This window comes from Hyphomonas sp. UBA4505 (assembly GCF_002388685.1).
Lineage (GTDB): Bacteria > Pseudomonadota > Alphaproteobacteria > Caulobacterales > Hyphomonadaceae > Hyphomonas.
This window is the reverse complement of record NZ_DGMZ01000012.1, coordinates 939,426-957,957: the sequence shown is the minus strand read 5'-3', so window position 1 is coordinate 957,957 and position 18,532 is coordinate 939,426. Positions and strand designations below refer to the sequence as shown.

Here is an 18,532-nt window from a genome sequence, read left to right as displayed (position 1 = left end):
TCCAGTCTACGGGTCTTCCGGGAGGGCTGATCTGGTGTTGCGTATTCTGGCGGTTTTGGCCGCTTTTTTTGTTTGCGGTCATGCGGTTGCGCAGGAACCCGCTCCTCCAACGCTTGAAGAATTCCTGAGCGAAGCAGACTACTCGCTCCCGACTCTCTCCCCGTCGGGTCGATATTTGGCGGGCATCCAACAAGCGAATGGACTGGATTTCATCCTAACGGTTGATTTTTCGGCGAATGTGCCGAAGCCGGTATTGGAGCCTTTGGGTCCCGCTACAGTGAACTGGATTGAGTGGGTAAACGATGACTGTCTTCTGATTTCGATGACGGGTGTCGGAAATTCTGACGCGGATGATGGCCGCGACATCGAGCATGACATTCAGGAAGCGGGAAGATCCAAACTCTGGAGACGGCGAGCCACTGTCATTACCCGGCTGGTGTCTTATTGCCCATTAGACGGGACCTCCACGATGCTGTTTCCCAACTGGAAAACACGGAACAGTTACTACAGTATCGCGAACGTCACGGACCTCCTTCCTGAGGAGCCAAATCACATCCTCATGCCGTCGAACATCTATGGCGACCTGGACTTGTTCAAAGTGGACATCCGAGATGGTAGCTATGAGCGCATCGTGAACGGGGACTACTACACTGTGGCTTGGTATACGGATAGGGACGGTGTGCCTGCCTTACGAGTAGATCGAAGCAACAAAGGTAGAACGCGGACAGTGTTCGCGCGTACTGTTTCAACCTCGGGAAAAATAACGTGGGAGAAACGTTGGTCCTATAGTGTGCGTGCGGATGAGCGCAGTGACATTGCGGGTGATTTTGAAATTCTCCATCCCGGCCCGTCGCCGTCAACCTACTACATCGCGACACGGCTGCCTGAAGAAAACTTTACTGCAGTCTATCTCTATGATTTCGAGATGGATGAGATTCTGGAGACTGTTGCTTCCAAAACTGGCATCGACATCGAAGACGTCGTGTTCGACCCCACCACTCAGAGCCTGTTGGGCATTGTCTACTTCGATCCGATGAAGACGGTTGAGATGTTTGATCAACGCCTTCAAGCTCATTTTGATGGGTTGAAGGCGCGCTTTGGCAGACTGGCCAATATTCACCTCTTAGAGGTGCGAGACGGGGGAAGTTCTTGGCTGCTTGGGGTCAGCGGTCCGACAAGGCCTAGATCATATCATCTATATGACGCTGAGACGTCGGCAATTACTGAGATTGGCGCCAGGAAAAAAATACTGAATGGAAAACTATTTGGATCGGCTCAGATAGTTCAGTACACGGCCCGGGACGGGCTTGAGATTGAAGGATACCTGACGCGCCCTCGGCAAGAATCTGCGGCCAGCACCTCCCCGCTGATCGTATTACCGCACGGTGGCCCTGAAGCCAGGGACTACTTTGATTTTCGCCAAGACGTTCAGGTACTTGTTGCTGCAGGCTATCAGGTCTTTCAACCCAATTTCAGGGGATCGTCCGGATTCGGGCGTGAATTTGCAGAGATGGGTCGGAGGGAATGGGGTGCGGCGACGCAAACAGACATCGAAGACGGGTATGCGTTTTTGATTTCTCAAGGTCTCGCGGAGCCAGCAAATGCATGTATCGTCGGCTATTCCTATGGAGGATATGCCGCCTTGGCAGCAGCGACACAGACACCAGAACTTTACCAGTGCATCGTGTCAGGGGCAGGTCCAAGTGATCTAGCCAAAATGTTGCAATGGGAACGTCTTCAATACGGGCGCTATTCCAAGACCTACAAATATTGGGTTCAGCATATCGGACAACCTGGATCGGACGGTGAGATGCTGAAGGCGATATCCCCTGCGGAAAATGCGGACAAGGTAACCAAACCCGTACTACTGATTCACGGGACGCACGATGAAGTTGTGCCGCCGAAACAGTCCGAACTCATGGAGAAGGCGCTCGACCGCGAGGGCAAGCCCGTGCGGTATGTGGAACTCGAAGATTCCGACCATTCTTATATGTCTGAAAAAGACGAGCTGACCTACTACACCGAGATCCTCGCCTTTCTGGAGACGCACCTGCCGGTGAATTAGCCAGGCGGCCCTAGTCCAGCGCGCCGATATAGGGCAGGCCGCGGTATTTGCCGGCATCGTCCATGCCATAGCCGACCAGGTAGCGGCCCGGCGCATCGATGGCGCAATAGTCGACGCCGTCTGCGCCGCGTGGGGCCCAGGGCTTTTGGGTCAGAGCGCAGGTGATAACTTCCCGCGCGCCCTTGGACAGCAAATGGGTCTTGGCAAAGGCCAGCGTGCGGCCCGTATCGTAGACATCATCCAGAATGATGACGCCCTTGTCCTTCACGGACCGGGCAAGGTCTGCACGCACGACCACGCGACCCGAGCTTTCGCGCGCGTCGCGATAGGATTCCAGCCAGATCACGTCGAGGGTGGGGTGGATATCGCGCCGGGCGAGGGCCTTCATCAGATCCGCCGTGAAGGGTGTGGCCCCGATCAGGATCGAGACGATCGTCCACTCCCCCGTCAGGCGCGGGGCCAGCGTGTCCGCCAGCTTGTCGATCTGGGCCAACAGTTCGTCTTCAGGCACGATTACTTCGATTTTGGGCAGGTCGGTCATTCGGCGGGCGTTTCCGTTTCGGTGGCCATGAGGTCTTCAGTGGTAGGATCCGGGGTATCGTCCCGCGGGGGCATATCGGACAGATCGACGAATTTGAGTTCGATCTCGAAGCTTTCCATCGGCGCCTGTTCGACGACAACCTGAAATGTTCCCGATTCGCCTGCCGCCAGTTGGTCAGGCCGGATGCGGCCGTACTTGGTGGCAACCACGGCGCCGATTTCGTCTTTCAGGTCGACGCGCACCGCTGGCGTGTCGACGGTAGAGCGCGAAATATTGAGGGCCTTGCCTGCCACAGTGACGACCGGGACCGTGTCATTGAAGGTGCGGCTGCGCTGGATATCTTCGAAGTCGAGCCCGAACCGGTTCACATTGAACCCGATCTGTTTGTAAATGCTGCCCGCCTGCGGCCAGAGCTTCACCACTTCATTGCGGTACATGATGGCCCCAACACCGAGGGAGAAGAACAGGCCTGCGGTGACCAACCAGGAGAGCAAGGCGGCCGTACGGCTCTTGCGACGGCGTTGCTCGCGGACTTTTTCGCGATAAATCTCGTGGGCCGCGGCGGGGGTGCGCCGGACCGTTTCGTCCAGATGTTTTGGTTCAACAAACCAGGATCCGCCACAGGCCGCGCACTTAACAGTGCGTCCGCTTTCACCGATTGTTGAGTCATCGGCGAAATACTGGGTTTCACAATTGGGACAGGTGAGGATCATGTCTTGGTGTTTCCCGCAATTCGCCCCAATAATCCATTCGCCCGCGCACAGGACAGGAGCCTATGACTCTTTCCCGCCACGACCTGTTTGACGATGTTGCCGTACGCCTCGATGGTGTTTCGCTGCGCTATGACTCGTCAGAGGATATCCTTAGCGGGATTGATCTGGTCCTGAAACCCGGATCATTCAGCTTTCTGACGGGTGCCTCTGGCGCAGGCAAGACCAGCTTGCTGAAGCTGCTTTATCTCGCACTGAAACCGACACGGGGCGAAGTTTCCCTGTTTGGCCGCCCGACGAGCCGTTTGACGCGAGATCAGCTGTCGGCATTGCGTCGCCGGGTTGGCGTTGTCTTCCAGGAGTTTCGCCTGCTGGACCATTTGACCGCATATGAGAATGTTGCGCTGCCGCTGCGGGTGTTGGGCCGGAAAGAGTCGACCTATCGCAGCGATGTCGAGGAATTGCTGGCCTGGGTCGGGCTTGGCGAGCGGATGCATGCGCGGCCGACCACGCTTTCGGGCGGCGAACAGCAGCGCGTGGCCATCGCCCGCGCCGTGGTGACCCAGCCGGACATCCTGATTGCGGACGAGCCGACGGGCAATGTCGACCCGGAGATGGGCTCGCGCCTGATGCGGCTGTTCCTTGAGCTGAACAAGCGCCGGGCTACGACGGTGATTATCGCGACCCACGATCTGGGACTGGTGCGGCAGGTCGAGGCGCCGGTGTTTCGCCTGCAGCACGGCCTGCTGGTACAGGATGTGGAATATGGGCCGGCCGCACGACGGCGGACAGACCTTTCGAAGGCGGTGGAATAGGCATGGCGAAGGAAACTCCTCTCCTGCCGCTTGAGGACGCGCGCGAAATGGCCCTGTTCTTTGTGGTTGGGGCACTGTGTTTTCTTGCGGCGCTGGCGACGCTGTCAGCGAAGTCGACCTATGGCGCGGCGCGCAGCTGGACGGCAGAAGTCGAAGGCGAGCTGACCGTGTCACTGCCGGATGCCGACCGGCGTGGCGCAGAAGCAGCGCGAAAGCTGATCGAGTCGACCGATGGCATTCGTGAAGCGCGTTTGTTGTCGAAAGCGGAAATTGATGCGCTGCTGGAGCCGAATTTTGGTAGCCGGGGCTTGCCGGAAAGCCTGCCCCTGCCACAGCTGATCGCGGTCACCGCCGAGCCGGATGTGGAGTTTATCGGGCCAACACTTGAGCGCCGTCTCACCGAGGCGGGATTTGTAAACGCTGTGGACGAGCATGCCGATTGGGCCGGAGATGTTCGACGCATGCTGGCGATTGCCCGGCTGGTGGCGCTGACGGCTGTCGCGCTTCTGGCATCAACGGCGGTCGCCGTGATCGCCTTTGCAACACATGCCGCGTTGCTGGCGCGTCGGGATATTGTCGATGTGCTGCATCTGGCAGGCGCGCGGGATCGGTACATTGCCGGCCTGTTCGAGCGACGCTTCTGGTTGCTCGGCATTCGGGCAGGAGCAGTAGGAGCCTTGCTCGCCCTCGGCGCAGCAGCGGCGATGATATTTGCGGTCCATTCCAGCGGCGCGCGAACCGGCCTGCTGCCTGAGCTGAGCCTGGATTTCCTGGACCTGATCATTCTGATCATCACCCCGCTGATTGCGGGACTTGCTGCGCGCCTTGCAGCACGTGTAACTGTCATCCGTTCTCTGAAGAGTGTCATGTGAGCGGTGAAAAACGACTGAAGAAACGACGTATCGGTGTGGTGCCGGCGATCGGAGTGGCGGTGTTGCTGTTGGCGGCGCTGGACTTTGTGCTGTTTGCGAACCGCGCCGCGAAGGCTGACCATTCACCAGAAGTCACTGGCGATGCGATCGTGGCGCTGACAGGAGGGTCCGGCCTGCGCATTGCTGCGGGCGTGGAACTGGTAATGCAGGGGCGTGGCGCACGGTTGCTCATTTCCGGCGTGAACCCGGATGTGCCTGTGGAAGATTTGATCACTCTGGCGGGGGGCGCCGCTGATGTGTGGGCGTGCTGCGTGGATATTGGCTATGTTGCTGAATCTACGCGGGGCAATGCCGAGGAAACCGCTGCCTGGGCATATGAGCGCGACTACAAGAAGCTGATCATCGTGACATCTGATTATCACATGCCGCGCAGCCTGATCGTGCTGAAAAAGTCGATGCCCGATATCGAGTTGGTCGCGTGGCCTGTGCGCACGGTGAATGATCCCGCTTCAATTTGGAGCGATCCTGATTCCTTTCGGGGCGTATTCCTCGAATGGGCCAAGTGGCGCGTGACGACCTTCGAATGACCGGTTATCTGGTAGTCCAATGATGATGTTTCGTTCGATCCTGTTCGTAATCTGGATGTACGGGCTGATGGCCGTTCTGGGCCTGCTGGCCCTTCCGGCATTGCTGTTGCCGAAATCGGTGACGTTCTGGGCGATCAGCCTGTATGCGCGCGGCCTGATTTGGGGGCTGAAAGTGTTTTGCGGCATCAGCGTGGAAATACGCGGCCGCCAGAACATGCCGCGTGGTACGGTGCTTTATGCGGGCAAGCACAATTGCATGCTGGACGTGTTCATTCCTTTCCTCGTGATGCCTGCACCGGCGATCATCCTGAAGCAGGAATTGCTGTGGTATCCGTTCCTTGGTTGGTATGCGCTGAAGGCGGCGATGATCCCGATTGACCGAGCGGGGAATACGAGAACGCTGAAGAAGATGGTCGCAGCTGCAAGGGAGCGCGCCGACGATGGTCGCCAGATCGTGATCTTCCCGGAAGGGACACGCACGGTGCCAGGGGCCGAGCCTGCCTACCATGCGGCCGGTATTTCGGCGCTCGCCAAGGGTATTGAGGCGCCCATCCTGCCGGTGGCGACAAATGCTGGCCTGTGTTGGCCGGGTCGGGGAGTGAAGCGCAGCAAGGGGACGATCATCTACGAGATCCTGCCGCCCATTCCGGCGGGCCTGCCACGCAAGGAATTGATGAGCCGGCTGCAATCGGAACTCGAGACCGCATCAGACGCTCTTGTTGCCGAGGGCCGTACCGTGCAGGGTCGCCTCGCCCACTAACTCGCTTCAGGACACGTCAATGGTCGAGCCCTCCACCTCTCGGAAAAAATCTCGGTTCTGGCTCTATGCGCCATTTGTCCTGCTGCTGATCCTCGTCGGCGCATGGACAGCCTATTGGTTCATAGCGAAAGACCAACTCGACAAGGGCATTGATGAATGGATAGCGGCAGAACGTGCCAATGGCGCTGAGCTTGAATATTCCTCCAAGTCGTTGGGCGGGTTTCCCTATCGGTTCGAGCTGGTCGTGAATGATCCGATCTACCAGCCGGCCGGTGCGCCCCGCTGGGAAGGTGAGCAATTGCGCCTCGTCATGCAGCCCTGGAACTGGCAGCATGTCATCGCCTATTCGCCGGGTCGGAACCTGCTAACGGAGGCAGGCGGGCTTCGTCAGACCGTGACACTGGACAAGACATCCGCCGCCAGCCTCTCCTGGAACAGCGACACGATTGAGCGCATCGGCCTGCAAATGGGCAATGCGACGGCGCTGATCGATGGCGAGACCTATGCGACAACCGGGTTTTCCCTGAACCTGAAACCGCGTGAAGGCGCAGAAGATGATTTGATGATCGCCCTGCAATGGGACCGGCTGACCATCAATGCAGCCCCGCAAGGCGCAGAGTTTCTTGGCGACACGATCGGACCTTCACGTCTGATCGGCGAAGTGCGCAGCTTCTTTCCGGCCTGGATTCGCAGCGGCGGCAATCCGGAACGCTTCCATCGCGCGCTCGTGCAGGAAGATGGCGCAGTCGAAATTGCGCAAGGTCTGCTTGATTGGGGCCCGCTGGATCTCGGCGTAAAGGGCGACATCAAGTTTGATGACGGCCTGGCGCATGGCTCTCTGGGCATGCGGATAGAAAGTGCGGACGAGTTGCGCGACGCGCTGGATGCCTCCGGCCAGTTGGGACAGCAGGAAAATGCCATGCTGACCATGCTGGAAACCTCATCTGCGGATGGTGGCTTCCTGACCTTCACCATCAAGGACAGTGAAGTGAGGATGGGTCTGATCCCGGTCGGCACACTGCCAGAGCCGGGCTATTGACGGCGCCCTCGCGGCGGGTGCTGAGCGCGGCCTGCGAGACACTGGCCGCTGCAGACCCCGCATTGGCGAGAGCCTATGACGAACTGGGTACTCCGGAATGGCGGGTGGGCGAACCCTGCTATGCGGCGCTCTGCCGGCTGATTTCCTATCAACAACTCTCTACTACGGCTGCCGGCAGAATCTGGGAACGCACCCAGGCGATGTTTGGCGAAGTGACGCCGGTGGCTGTTCTGGCTGCGGATCCCGAAGATATTCGGGCGTGTGGCATGTCCCGCCCCAAGGTTCAGCACATGATCTCGATTGCCGAGGCGATGACCACAGGCAGGCTCGACCTTGAGCGTGTTTGCACTTCTGATCTGGATGTTGCGCGCAAGGAATTGGTCTCGGTTAAGGGAATCGGCCCGTGGACTGCGGAATTGTTCCTGCTCTATTCGGTCGGCGCGACGGACGCTTTTCCGGTGGGTGATGTTGGCTTGATGGAGGCGCACAAGCTGCTTCTGGAGGTCGAAACCCGTATGGAAATCAAGGAATTCACTGCGCATGCCGAGTGCTGGCGACCCTATCGCGGCGTGGCGGCACATCTGCTCTGGGGCTGGATCAACGACCGGCGCGCCAAGGCGGCCCAGCCGAGCCCTCAGGCCTGACCATCTGGACAGCGTTGCAAAACGCCGCAACTGTCATAATCTCATTATGTGAATCACCTAAAGCAGGGGCGAGACGAAAAGGAGCTACGCCTTCAGTCGGTTCAAACAGACATATCTTCTCAGTGTCATGGAGGTGACCCATGGCTGAGATCATTTCGGCCCCCCCGAGCGGCCGGCCCGCTCTCGTATTGAACGCTGATTTTCGGCCGCTCTCTTATTATCCCCTTTCTTTGTGGCCCTGGCAGGAAGTGGTGAAAGCCGTGTTCCTCGACCGTGTCGATATCATCGCCGAGTATGATTATGTCGTCCGCAGCCCGAGCACGGAGTTCCGCCTGCCCAGCGTTATCGCGCTAAGGGATTTTGTTCGGCAGGATCGCCCGCCGGCTTTTACCCGCTTTAATGTCTTCCTGCGCGATGGTTTCGAGTGCGCCTATTGCGGCACGTCGGAGCATCTGACCTTCGACCATGTCATTCCGCGCTCCAAGGGCGGTCGGACAACATGGGAAAACATCGTCGCCGCCTGCAGCCCCTGCAATCTTCGCAAGGGCGGAAAACTGCTCAAGCATACCGACATGCAGCTGATGCGGCGCCCGGCGCGGCCAAACAATTACCAGCTTCAGGAGATTGGCCGAAAATTCCCGCCCAACCACCTGCATGAGACCTGGATGGATTATCTCTATTGGGATATCGAACTGGAAGGCTGACCGAAGGGGTTAGTGCCAGTCGTAGGCAAGGCGCGCCTGTTCGATATGGTCGAGCTTTGCGTGCAAAGCTGACCAGTCGTCCGACTCGGCAATGGGCGCCCAGACCGCCTCGACTTCATCGATCACCAGGCTGACCGGGGCAGGGGCCTGGAAGTAGGCGTGCTGAAGGCGTTCGGGCCGGACCGGGCTACGAGCGACCAGCGCGTCCCGCACAGGCGAAAACCGGTCTTCCTTATAGAGCGCAGCCTGGGGTGAGGCGTCGGCCCGCGAGGTGCTTTCATGCCCGCCAAACCAGTCAAAGAAGGTTTGCGGCCAGCTCGCACCTGTCTCGGTCATCCACGCGTAGAATGCCTGCAGGAACTCCGTATCCGCATCAGGATCACCGAATGGTGCAATGCCGAGCATGGCATGAGTGTGAGAAACGAAGCTTTCCTGATAGGCGCGTTCATAAGGCTTGAGACCAGTGGCGAGGTCTTCCGCCCCAGCGAGGGGCAAGAGGGCGGAGGCGAGTTGTTGGAGTGCCCATCCACCCTGCAGGGGTTGGCGCCCGAAACGGTATAGACCCTGCTGGTCGAAATAGGCGGCGGTGAAGTTCGGATCGGAAATCGGCAGGAACCGCCACGGACCGAAATCGAATGTCTCGCCGGTAATATTGAAATTGTCCGTGTTCATCACGCCATGCACGAAACCAGCGGTCATCCATTGCCCGATCATGTGACCGGTCGCGGATGCTATGGCCGAGAGCATGTTTACCGTCTTGCGACTGACATCCTCATCCTTCGCCAGAGGATGGAAGTTTGTGACCACATAGTCGACGAGCCGGGCCAGATCATCTGGCTGTTCGAGATAGGCGAGGCGCTGGAAGCTGCCGAAGCGGATGTGACTGTGTGACAGGCGAGTGAGTACGGCAGAGCGAGTCGGGGAGGGTTCATCGTTCCGGGCCAGCTGTTCGCCGGTCTCTATGAGGGCGAACGGCTTGGAGGTGTTTACGCCAAGGGCTTCGAGGTAATTCGCGGCAAGAATCTCGCGCACGCCACCCTTGAGCGTCAGGCGGCCATCGCCTTGGCGACTCCATGGCGTCTGACCGGAGCCCTTCGTACCTAGATCGAGCAGGCGTGAGTCCGTGTCGCGGACCTGTGCAAACAGGAAGCCGCGTCCATCGCCCAGTTGCGGATTGTAGGTGCCGAACTGGTGGCCATGATAGCGCAGGGCGAGGGGCTGTTGCAGATTTTGGGGCAGGGGCGCGAACCGGCCGAAATGGGTCGCCTGATCCGCTGTATCCAGATCGCCCAGACCGACCTCGTCGGCCCAGCGCGTGTTCCAGTACCGTATTGTATGCTTCGGGAAGTCTGCAGGATCGACGGGGTCGCTTATGAAATCGGCGATGGCGAGAATGGGGGGGGTCTGGGTCATGCGCTCTCACATAGGGCCTGAATGAAGAAAGGGCGACCCGCCGGGCCGCCCTTTCCGAAAAGATTGACAGGAACTGATCCTAGTATTCGTAGGTCAGCTCGAGGCCAACAAGACGGCCTTTCTTGAGCGGAGCGAACGTGCTGCCACCAGGGTCATTCTGGTAAGGTAGCTGCGTACCGGTCGACCGAGGGGCCGGGAAAGGCAGCTGGGTATCGTTACCCGTCTGAACTTCGTCTAGCAGGTTCTTGCCGTAGATCGACGCGGCGAGACCGTCTATTGGCGTTTCCCAAGTCAGGTTCGCATTCAGCATGTTGGCGGAACGAATCCAACCGAAGTTGCTGTCAGTATATGCGATACGGTCACGATATTGATAGTTCACCTGACCGACGAGGGCACCGGAGTTCCCGAGGTCGATGTCCTTGATGAGACCGACGCCCCAGGTTGCTTGTGGCACGCGGGGGAGGTCGAGTGCGAGATCGCTGTCACCCACGACACCGTCCGCATCCAGATCGAAGAACACGTCATCATAGGATGCATCGATCATGCCGACATTGAACGTGGCTAGCCAGGAGTCTGCGAAGGCGACCCGACCATCCACTTCGACGCCCGTGATGGTCGCATCGGCGGTGTTGATGATGTTCTGAACAACGCCCGATGAACCAGCGGTGTTGACCTCACGCTGCATGTTCTGGATTTCGGTGTGGAACACAGCACCATTGACCTGGATACGACCGTCTTCACTGCTGGTCTTGAATCCAACTTCGAAGGCGTCGACTTCTTCTTCATCAAATCCGAAATCGCCGGTTTGGTTCACGAAGTCGAAGAAGATCGGAATATCGGTGATGCGGAAATTGTAGCCACCGGAGCGGAAGCCTTTGGTGTAGTGACCATAGGTCTGCAAATTGTCGTTCCAGAAGTATTGCAGGCCAACTTTCGGCGTCCAGTTGGACCACTCATTGCCATCACTGAAACCATTAGGCTCCTGTGCCAAACCACCTGTGATCAGCGAGATCAGAGCGTTGGTGCCGTCTGGCGAACAGGTGCCGCCAACAACCGAACACTCATTGCGTGGACGGAGATAGATAACGTCGGCTTCTTTTTCTTCATTGGAATAACGCAGGCCGAGCGTACCGACCAGCTTGTCCGTGAGGGAATAGTCGACGTTGGCGAAGGCGCCCCAGACGGTATGGTCCTGACGGCCACCACCATAGAAGCCCCACGGAATTGTCGCTGGAAGCGTGGCTGGGCGGGTGGTCGGCAGGTTGCGCGTTTCAGTGTAGGCGATTTCTTGCTCGAAATAGTACACGCCAGTCGTCACGTCCGCTTTTCCGAACGTGCCAGCATAGCGCAGCTCGTTGGAGAACTGTTCCTGCGAGAGCTCAGCACCGGAATGAAAGAAGGTGATTGGCGAAGCATCAATGTCGCCGATCGAGTCGCCCGTATAATCACGATAGCCGAAGATGTTGGTGATACGGCCGTTGCCGAAATCAACGTCATAATCGGTACGCAGAGAGCCGAAGACAGTTTCGGATTCTGCCAAGCCTGGCTCGTCAATTGAGAAATCGAACGAGTCGCGGTCGAAATAGCCAGCGTTGGAGCCGGATGGGCCATCACCGCGGCTGTCGGTATACTCGACCTTGCCGAGGAAGGTGAGACGCTCGGTGGGCGTGAATTCCAGCGCGCCGCGATAGGTTGCGGTCTGGAGTTCACCGTGATTGTCGCCATTGTACTGGTTTTCGAAATAGCCGGCGTCGGTTGTGTAGGAGGCGCCGATCTTTCCGTTCAGCACGCCTTCGATCAGCGGGCCGGAGACGTAGCCTTGGACAGTAGCGCTGTTGCCACCACGGTCCTCGTCAACCGGGCCGTCAACTTTCGCACCGATCTTGTAGGTGAATTCATCCGACGGATTGCCCGTGTTCACGACCACAGCGCCGCCAGTGGTGTTGCGACCAAACAGGAGGCCTTGAGGGCCACGCAGAATTTCGATGCTGTCCACGTCGAACAGGTCGATGACCACGCCGCTGTTCACGCCCAGGTAGACACCGTCGATGAAGACGCCGACGGCCGGATCGATCGATGGGATGGACGAGTTCACGCCCAGACCACGAATGGCGAAGTTCGCAGTGCCGCGTGACGTGCCGACATCATCCAGCGAAACGTTTGGGGACGAGTAGGACAGGCTTTCCAGTGTCGTGACGTTCAGCGCGTCGAGCGTGTCGGAGTTGAAGGCCGTAACCGCGACGGGCACATCCTGAACATTCTCGACGTCCTTTTTCTTTGTGGCGGTCACAGTGACCGTTCCAAGTACGCGATCGATTGCAGATTCACGTTCGGTTTCAGCTTCCTGTGCCTGGGCATTGGTCGCAATTAGAAGGACGGCGGAAGCCGTCGCAAACAACGATTGTTTGAGATGCATAGCAGTTTCCTGATTGTAATATTATAGTTCCGGGAGGGTATTTCGGAGCCCGCTCTTGGCGGCGGGTACGATTAAAAATAATCGCTATTTCGCTAGATTCAGCCTCAAATAACGAGTCTGTCGGGGATTGTTTTTTACTGTAACATTTGCGCCACAATCGGGCCGTTTCCGACCAGATATGTTCAGAAATTGTGCAGGTCCGGATCAAGCTTCTAGATACGACAACGTTGTAATGATGGCGTCCCGTAAGGAAGCTGCGGCAATTTGTTGCGCCGCACAACAAAATTACCCTGTTTCCGTCCGGAAGCGAGCATATGCTGCCTGTGAGTGAGACATGAGCCGAACACTAGATTCGGCCGCTCACACCACGGGAGGAAGTATATGAAACACCAAATGAAAATGTGGATAAGTGCGTCTTGCGCTGCGCTGGCGGTCGGTATGCCGGCCGTCGCACAGGAGGAAGACGGGAGCGAGCTGCGCCAGTCGACCGTTACGGTTACTGGCTCGCTGATCGCGGGTACACCGGAAGATGCCGCGCTGCCAGTCGACGTGCTGACCGCCGCTGAATTGAAACTTGAGGGTTCGCCATCAATAACGGAACTGATCCGGAATCTCGGCGTATCGTCGGGGGTTGATGGACAAACCAATCAGTTCGCCTCGAACGGACTGGAGGGTACGTCCAACGTCAACCTACGCGGGCTTGGCCCAGCCAGGACACTGGTCCTGATCAATGGACGCCGCCAGACCTATCACCCTTATGCGATTGGCGAGCAGGCGCAGCTGTTCATTGACACGAACATGATCCCGAGTGCCGCAGTCGGCCGGATCGAGGTGCTGAAGGATGGCGCGGCCGCGATCTATGGTTCGGACGCCATTGCCGGCGTCGTGAACTTCATAACACGGTCAGACCTGGAAGGGTTCGAAATCAGCGCTGACTTCCAGCAATTCGACGGCACCGACGGCGAGTACAACATCAATGCCTCCTACGGCATGCAGGGCGGCAACTGGAACTGGGTCACTTCGGTAGGCTACAATTTCCGTCCGGAAGTGCCACTGCTGGAGAAGGACTGGGCGATCCTGCCTTATGCCGATAATCCGGTCGGCGGCTGGTCCACCCTGTCCAATCCCGGCTATTATGTGCCACTGGGACTTATTGGCGGCCAGGTCGGAGCAATCCAGGGTCCGACCGGCGACCTCGGCTGTGTTGATACGGGCGGCTTCGTCAATCCGGCTAGCGGCCTGTGCAACTTCAACTTCACCCAGTATGACAACCTGGTCGAGGAAGAGGAGCGCTACCAGGTCTTCTCCGAGTACAACCGGACCTTCGGCAATGGCATCGATTTCCACATCGAGGGCCTTTATGGCTACAGCGACGTGCCGTCTTGGAAGACGTCTCCGTCTTATCCGCCGCAGGAGCTTGCGACCCAAGTCGTTCTGGCCTCGCATCCTGGCTTCCAGCAATACATGGCCGACAATCCTGGTCAGTTCCCGGCCGGCACGCTGGCGGCGCTGTTTATCGGCCGTTCGTTTGGTTGGGGCGGTTACCCCGGATCGGATGGCGGACCGCAGGAAGGCTTCCGTACCTATGAGAGTTATCGCGTGGCCAGTGACCTGGCCGGGCAGTTCGACAATGGCATCAATTGGGATGCCGCGCTGAGCTGGTCGACCACGGAAGGCGAGCGGGTGACGAATGACACCTATATCGCTGGCTTCACCGCCGCTCTGAACGGATTTGGTGTCTGTACGGACCCGATCACGGGGAACGACCCGGCGACCGGAACCCAGCCCTATGCGGCCGGCTATGCCGGATCGCTGACGGCCGGTGCCGGCGGGTGTGAATATTACAACCCGTTCTCGAACGCGATTGCTGCCAACGGAATTACCGGTGTCGCGAACCCGAGCTATGTACCAGGCTTGGAAAACACCGAAACGCTGGCCGACTGGCTGACGGACGGTGTCGGCACCACGGTGACCACAGACCTTCTGGTATTTGATGCCTCCATGTCCGGCATGAGCGGCATCCAGGCCGCTGGTGGCGAAGTGGGCTGGGGCGTCGGCATGCAGGTGCGTCGGGAAGGTTATGAAGTCGTTCCAAACGACGTGACGAACCTGACCCTCAATCCGGGCCCGGGCGGCACGGGACCATTCTCCTTCTTGGCCGGTACGACGCCAGTGGATGAGGACCAGACCATCTATGCCGTCTTCGGTGAACTGCAGGTGCCGCTCTATGAGGACATAGATATGCAGGTGGCCATGCGCTACGAAGATTATGGTGGCGATGTTGGCTCGACCTTCGACCCAAAGGTTGCGATCAAGTGGCAGGCCAATGACAACCTCGCCCTGCGAGGTTCGGCCCAGACCTCGTTCCGCGGGCCAACCCTGAACCAGCTGTCCGGCCAGGTCACGACCCTGCAGTTCGTTGGTGCAGCCTCGGCGTTCAAGGCGGTCGACCAGTTCGGCGATGCGGCCCTGAGCCCGGAATCGGCTTTCAGCTTCAATGTCGGCGCCCTGTATGACAACCAGAACGGATTCACCGCGTCGATCGACTACTACAATTTCGACTTCTCGGATCCGATCATTGTCGAAGACCAGTCGTCGATCGTGGGTGCCGCCGTTGCGGCCCTGGCGGCTGGGGACCTGGAGAACCCGATCCTGTCGCGGATCACCTTCACCGACAACAATGGTGACGGCATCAATACAGCCGATGAAATTGCCCGTATCAGGACAAATGTCGTGAACGGCCCGGACATTCAGACGTCCGGCGTGGACGTCCGTGCCGAACAGGTCTGGGACATGAACACCTCAAGCTTCACCCTCGGCGGCGAAGCCAGTTATATCATAGAGTATGATGTGGACGATTTCGACATCGAAGGCGTGATGATTGCCGGCGGTGATCGGGTCGGCCAGTTCAACCGGTCGAATTTCTCCCGCTCGCTGCCGCAGCTCAAAGCCAATATCTTTGGGAACTATGAGCTCGGTGATCACAACTTCCGCGCTGTGATGCGCTACATGGATGCATATGATGATGAGCGTGGCGACCTGACTGGCAACAACACGACGGAGATCGATAGCCAGACCACGTTCGACCTGTTCTACACTTGGCAGTCGACCGCTTGGGACCTCGACCTCGGTCTGTCTGTGGTGAACGTGACGGATGAAGATCCACCATTTGCACAGTTCGATCTGAATTATGATCCCTACACACACAATCCGTTTGGCCGTACATTCAAGATAAGTGTGACCAAGCGTTTCGGCGGCAGCAACTGATTGCCATCGAATGCAGCACTGGGGACGGCCTTCGGGTCGTCCCCTTTTTTATGCCGGGATGTCAGAAGGCGCCAAGTGCCCGGCCAGCTTCAACGCCGGCATCGCGGATAGCAACGCGCACGGCATCTGACAGGGCGGTCATGTTCATGAAGCCATGTACCATGCCCGGATGTTCGCGCACGCTGACGCGCACGCCAAAACTCGCCATCTTGTCGGCATAGGCGAGGCCTTCATCCTTGAGCGGGTCCCATCCGCACAGTACGAAGTGCGCTGGCGGCAGGCCCTTGAAGGCATTCGGTTCTGCGAAGAGGGGCGAGACGCGAGGATCCATTCGTTCGGCATCATTCCCGATATAGGCATCGCGGAAATACTCGAACAGATTGGCTGATATGAAGAAGCCGCCTTCCTGGAAACTCATTTTCTTTGTGCGGATGTCCACAAATTGTACAAGCGGATAGAGCAATAGCTGGAAGGCAGGGCCCTTTTGGCCCGTCCGCAACAATTCCTGAGCCAGAAAGGCAGACAGGTTTCCGCCAGCACTGTCGCCGCTGACCGCCAACCGGTCCGGATCAACCCCGCACGCTTCGGCATGGGTGGTGATCCAGCTCCATGCGGCGAGGGCATCTTCATGGGCCGCGGGAAATTTGTGCTCCGGCGCGAGCCGGTAGTCGATCGCGATCACCCTGGAGCGTGCGCCTTCAGCCAGCCGCTTGCAGATCATGTCATGACTGTCCAGGTCGCCGAGCACAAAGCCGCCGCCATGGAAGAAAATGATTCCCGGACCGGGCGGAATGCCTGCGCCGAGGGGGGTGTAGATACGTGCCTTCATCGGCCCGCCGGGGCCGGGGATGGTGATCAGCGAGATATTTGCCATCTCCGGCGCATCACGCTCGATCGCGCGACTGGCGACATAGAATTGCTGGCGCAGACGATCGACCGAACCTTTCCAGTCTACAGCGGAAAAGTCCGGCATCTGGAATTTGTCCATGAATTGGCGGAAGGTATCATCGAAGCCCATGACAGGCTAAATGGGGGTAAATTCCGGCCTTGTGAAGACGGCAATACGCCGCCAAGATGACGATATGAAAACCATAGACGTCTTCTGGTCGTTTCGTTCGCCCTATTCCTATCTTGCGACCAAGCGCCTTCGCAGCATGAGCAATGCCTGGGATGTACGGGTGCGTCCGCGACCAGTCTATCCGATTGCCATTCGAACGCCGGAATTCTTCTCCGAAATACGGCCGCAATGGGTGCCCTATCTGATGAGGGATATTGTCCGTCTGTCGCAATATCTGGGGCTACCGCTCGGAGCGCTCAATCCGGATCCTGTCGTCATGAACATGATGACCCGCGAGATTTCACCGGACCAGCCGCATATTGGTCGGCTGACCCGAATGGGGATTCTTGCTTGTGAGATCGGCGACGCCGAGGGCTGGGCCTTCATGGATGAGGTCTCCAGCCTGATCTGGTCAGGAGGGGCTTGGACCGAAGGGACTGCTCTGGTTGAAGCTGCCGCGCGTGCAGGGTTTGACCTCGCCGATCTGGACTCTCGGCAGGAAGCAGAGAAGGACCGGCTCGAAGGCTTGATTGCCGAGAACCAGGCTGCTCAGGATCCGCATCATTGGGGTGTGCCGCTGATGGTGTTCGAAGGGGAGGCCTTCTTCGGCCAGGACCGGCTGGATGTTCTGGAGTGGCGACTGGAACAGTCTGGCGTGCAGCGCCGGTCATTCAAAAGCTCGACAAGCTCTTTAACTGGCTGAGGTCTCCACCGCTGAAATCCGCAGAGCGAACCATCTCAGCAAATGCGCGGCCCTTGGTCCCCTGGGGCAGGGTTTTCAGCGCGGTTACGGCAGTCGCGCCCAATTGGCACATATCGAGAGAAGCCAGCGCTGACTTCGACGGACCTTCCGGTCCGGAGGCCATTAGGAGTGGCATGATTTGTGGATCCGACATCAGGGACATCGCGACGCCTTGAAGTGCCGCTTCATCGCGAGATGTCAAGTTGCCGTGCTTCACGGGACGCGTTTGGGCGTCTTCAATGGCCAAGAGCGCTATACTGATTGACGCAAACGAATAGTCAGTCAGTTCGGAGCCAAGATCTGCGAGGTCGGACGCAGCGGCCATCTGACCCGACAGGCCTGACGCTGTGTTGAAGTCCTGATATCGGCTGCCGGCACACCAGCGATGCCCGGAACGCGATGCGCTCTTGAGCTGTGAACGGGTCATATCCAGCCAGTCATCGACATGGCGCATATCAGCCTTTGCCAAGTCCGACTTGTGCCGAGCCAATACCTGGCCAGCCTCTTCGATGGCAATTTTCGTATGATCGTATGCGTCGGCTTTGGCGAGCCGCCGATCAAGATTTGCGCGTGCCGCGGGATCGACGCGGCTGAGGGCGGACAGGAATGACCTGGCCGATTTTCCAGAGAACTCCGGATATTCCATCTTTGTGGTGGTGGCGGCGTCTTGCATCCGAGCAAGCGTGTGAGCGCTTCCCGGCGCAGCGTGGTTTGCGGATTGAGGCAAGTTGAGCACAGCGAAGAATGCGCCTGCTACAACGGCCAGGGTGATCGCTCCGAAAACAAGCGTGTTTCCGCCTGCTGATTTTTCCCCGCCTCGCGCGTCAAACGTCATTATACGTCCCCCGATACAATATAGGTTATATGGGGAAAATACTGACAAAGACTTATCGGGACAGA

At 58.4% G+C, this 18,532-nt stretch carries 16 protein-coding genes; 10 read left to right on the top strand and 6 right to left on the bottom strand.

Annotated elements, in window-relative coordinates; all coding sequences use genetic code 11:
• Nucleotides 1-34 precede the first annotated feature (34 nt).
• Entirely contained in the window at nucleotides 35-2,065 is a 2,031-nt protein-coding gene (locus B3527_RS13745) for an alpha/beta hydrolase family protein (RefSeq protein ID WP_290480242.1), read from the top strand.
• A gap of 10 nt (nucleotides 2,066-2,075) precedes the next feature.
• Here B3527_RS13745 and B3527_RS13740 read toward each other — a convergent pair whose 3' ends face one another.
• On the bottom strand, nucleotides 2,076-2,606 hold the full coding sequence (locus B3527_RS13740; RefSeq protein WP_206991686.1) for a phosphoribosyltransferase: 531 nt from the start codon (nucleotides 2,604-2,606) through the stop codon (nucleotides 2,076-2,078).
• Entirely contained in the window at nucleotides 2,603-3,319 is a 717-nt protein-coding gene (locus tag B3527_RS13735; RefSeq protein WP_206991685.1) for an MJ0042-type zinc finger domain-containing protein, read from the bottom strand. The genes B3527_RS13740 and B3527_RS13735 overlap by 4 nt, the downstream gene beginning before the upstream one ends.
• Nucleotides 3,320-3,381: 62 nt before the next feature.
• Between B3527_RS13735 and ftsE the strand changes: the two genes are divergently transcribed.
• The 7 genes from ftsE (at nucleotide 3,382) to B3527_RS13700 (ending at nucleotide 8,737) form a co-directional block, all read left to right on the top strand.
• The gene (ftsE, locus tag B3527_RS13730) at nucleotides 3,382-4,131 is read left to right on the top strand and encodes a cell division ATP-binding protein FtsE (protein WP_206991684.1); all 750 of its coding nucleotides are present in this window, start codon (nucleotides 3,382-3,384) and stop codon (nucleotides 4,129-4,131) included.
• Nucleotides 4,132-4,133: 2 nt separating this feature from the next.
• Complete coding sequence (locus B3527_RS13725) at nucleotides 4,134-5,003, top strand: cell division protein FtsX (RefSeq protein WP_206991683.1); 870 nt, start codon at nucleotides 4,134-4,136, stop codon at nucleotides 5,001-5,003.
• Nucleotides 5,000-5,590 (top strand): YdcF family protein, encoded by a 591-nt coding sequence (locus B3527_RS13720; RefSeq protein WP_206991682.1) that lies wholly within the window; start codon nucleotides 5,000-5,002, stop codon nucleotides 5,588-5,590. Before B3527_RS13725 ends, B3527_RS13720 begins: the two co-directional genes overlap by 4 nt.
• A 19-nt stretch (nucleotides 5,591-5,609) precedes the next feature.
• Nucleotides 5,610-6,350: a lysophospholipid acyltransferase family protein gene (locus B3527_RS13715; protein ID WP_290480241.1), complete on the top strand. Its 741-nt coding sequence runs from the start codon at nucleotides 5,610-5,612 to the stop codon at nucleotides 6,348-6,350.
• Between the two features lie 19 nt (nucleotides 6,351-6,369).
• Nucleotides 6,370-7,389: a DUF2125 domain-containing protein gene (locus tag B3527_RS13710; protein WP_290480240.1), complete on the top strand. Its 1,020-nt coding sequence runs from the start codon at nucleotides 6,370-6,372 to the stop codon at nucleotides 7,387-7,389.
• Nucleotides 7,386-8,033 (top strand): DNA-3-methyladenine glycosylase family protein, encoded by a 648-nt coding sequence (locus B3527_RS13705; RefSeq protein ID WP_290480239.1) that lies wholly within the window; start codon nucleotides 7,386-7,388, stop codon nucleotides 8,031-8,033. Before B3527_RS13710 ends, B3527_RS13705 begins: the two co-directional genes overlap by 4 nt.
• 140 nt (nucleotides 8,034-8,173) lie before the next feature.
• Nucleotides 8,174-8,737 (top strand): HNH endonuclease, encoded by a 564-nt coding sequence (locus B3527_RS13700; RefSeq protein ID WP_206991678.1) that lies wholly within the window; start codon nucleotides 8,174-8,176, stop codon nucleotides 8,735-8,737.
• 9 nt (nucleotides 8,738-8,746) lie between these two features.
• Here the strand turns inward: B3527_RS13700 and B3527_RS13695 are convergent, their stop codons facing one another.
• Nucleotides 8,747-10,150: a protein adenylyltransferase SelO family protein gene (locus B3527_RS13695; protein ID WP_290480238.1), complete on the bottom strand. Its 1,404-nt coding sequence runs from the start codon at nucleotides 10,148-10,150 to the stop codon at nucleotides 8,747-8,749.
• A gap of 79 nt (nucleotides 10,151-10,229) precedes the next feature.
• Nucleotides 10,230-12,566: a TonB-dependent receptor gene (locus B3527_RS13690; RefSeq protein ID WP_290480237.1), complete on the bottom strand. Its 2,337-nt coding sequence runs from the start codon at nucleotides 12,564-12,566 to the stop codon at nucleotides 10,230-10,232.
• A gap of 381 nt (nucleotides 12,567-12,947) precedes the next feature.
• Here B3527_RS13690 and B3527_RS13685 point away from each other — a divergent pair, with 381 nt between their 5' ends.
• Nucleotides 12,948-15,833, top strand: a complete 2,886-nt coding sequence (locus B3527_RS13685; RefSeq protein WP_290480236.1) for a TonB-dependent receptor domain-containing protein — start codon at nucleotides 12,948-12,950, stop codon at nucleotides 15,831-15,833.
• A 61-nt stretch (nucleotides 15,834-15,894) separates the two neighbouring features.
• Here B3527_RS13685 and B3527_RS13680 read toward each other — a convergent pair whose 3' ends face one another.
• Nucleotides 15,895-16,851 (bottom strand): alpha/beta hydrolase, encoded by a 957-nt coding sequence (locus B3527_RS13680; RefSeq protein ID WP_290480235.1) that lies wholly within the window; start codon nucleotides 16,849-16,851, stop codon nucleotides 15,895-15,897.
• A gap of 64 nt (nucleotides 16,852-16,915) precedes the next feature.
• Between B3527_RS13680 and B3527_RS13675 the strand changes: the two genes are divergently transcribed.
• Entirely contained in the window at nucleotides 16,916-17,593 is a 678-nt protein-coding gene (locus B3527_RS13675; protein ID WP_290480234.1) for a 2-hydroxychromene-2-carboxylate isomerase, read from the top strand.
• Here B3527_RS13675 and B3527_RS13670 read toward each other — a convergent pair.
• Nucleotides 17,562-18,467, bottom strand: coding sequence for a hypothetical protein (locus B3527_RS13670; protein WP_290480233.1), 906 nt, complete (start codon nucleotides 18,465-18,467; stop codon nucleotides 17,562-17,564). The two genes, B3527_RS13675 and B3527_RS13670, sit on opposite strands and share 32 nt — an antisense overlap.
• Between the last annotated feature and the right edge of the window lie 65 nt (nucleotides 18,468-18,532).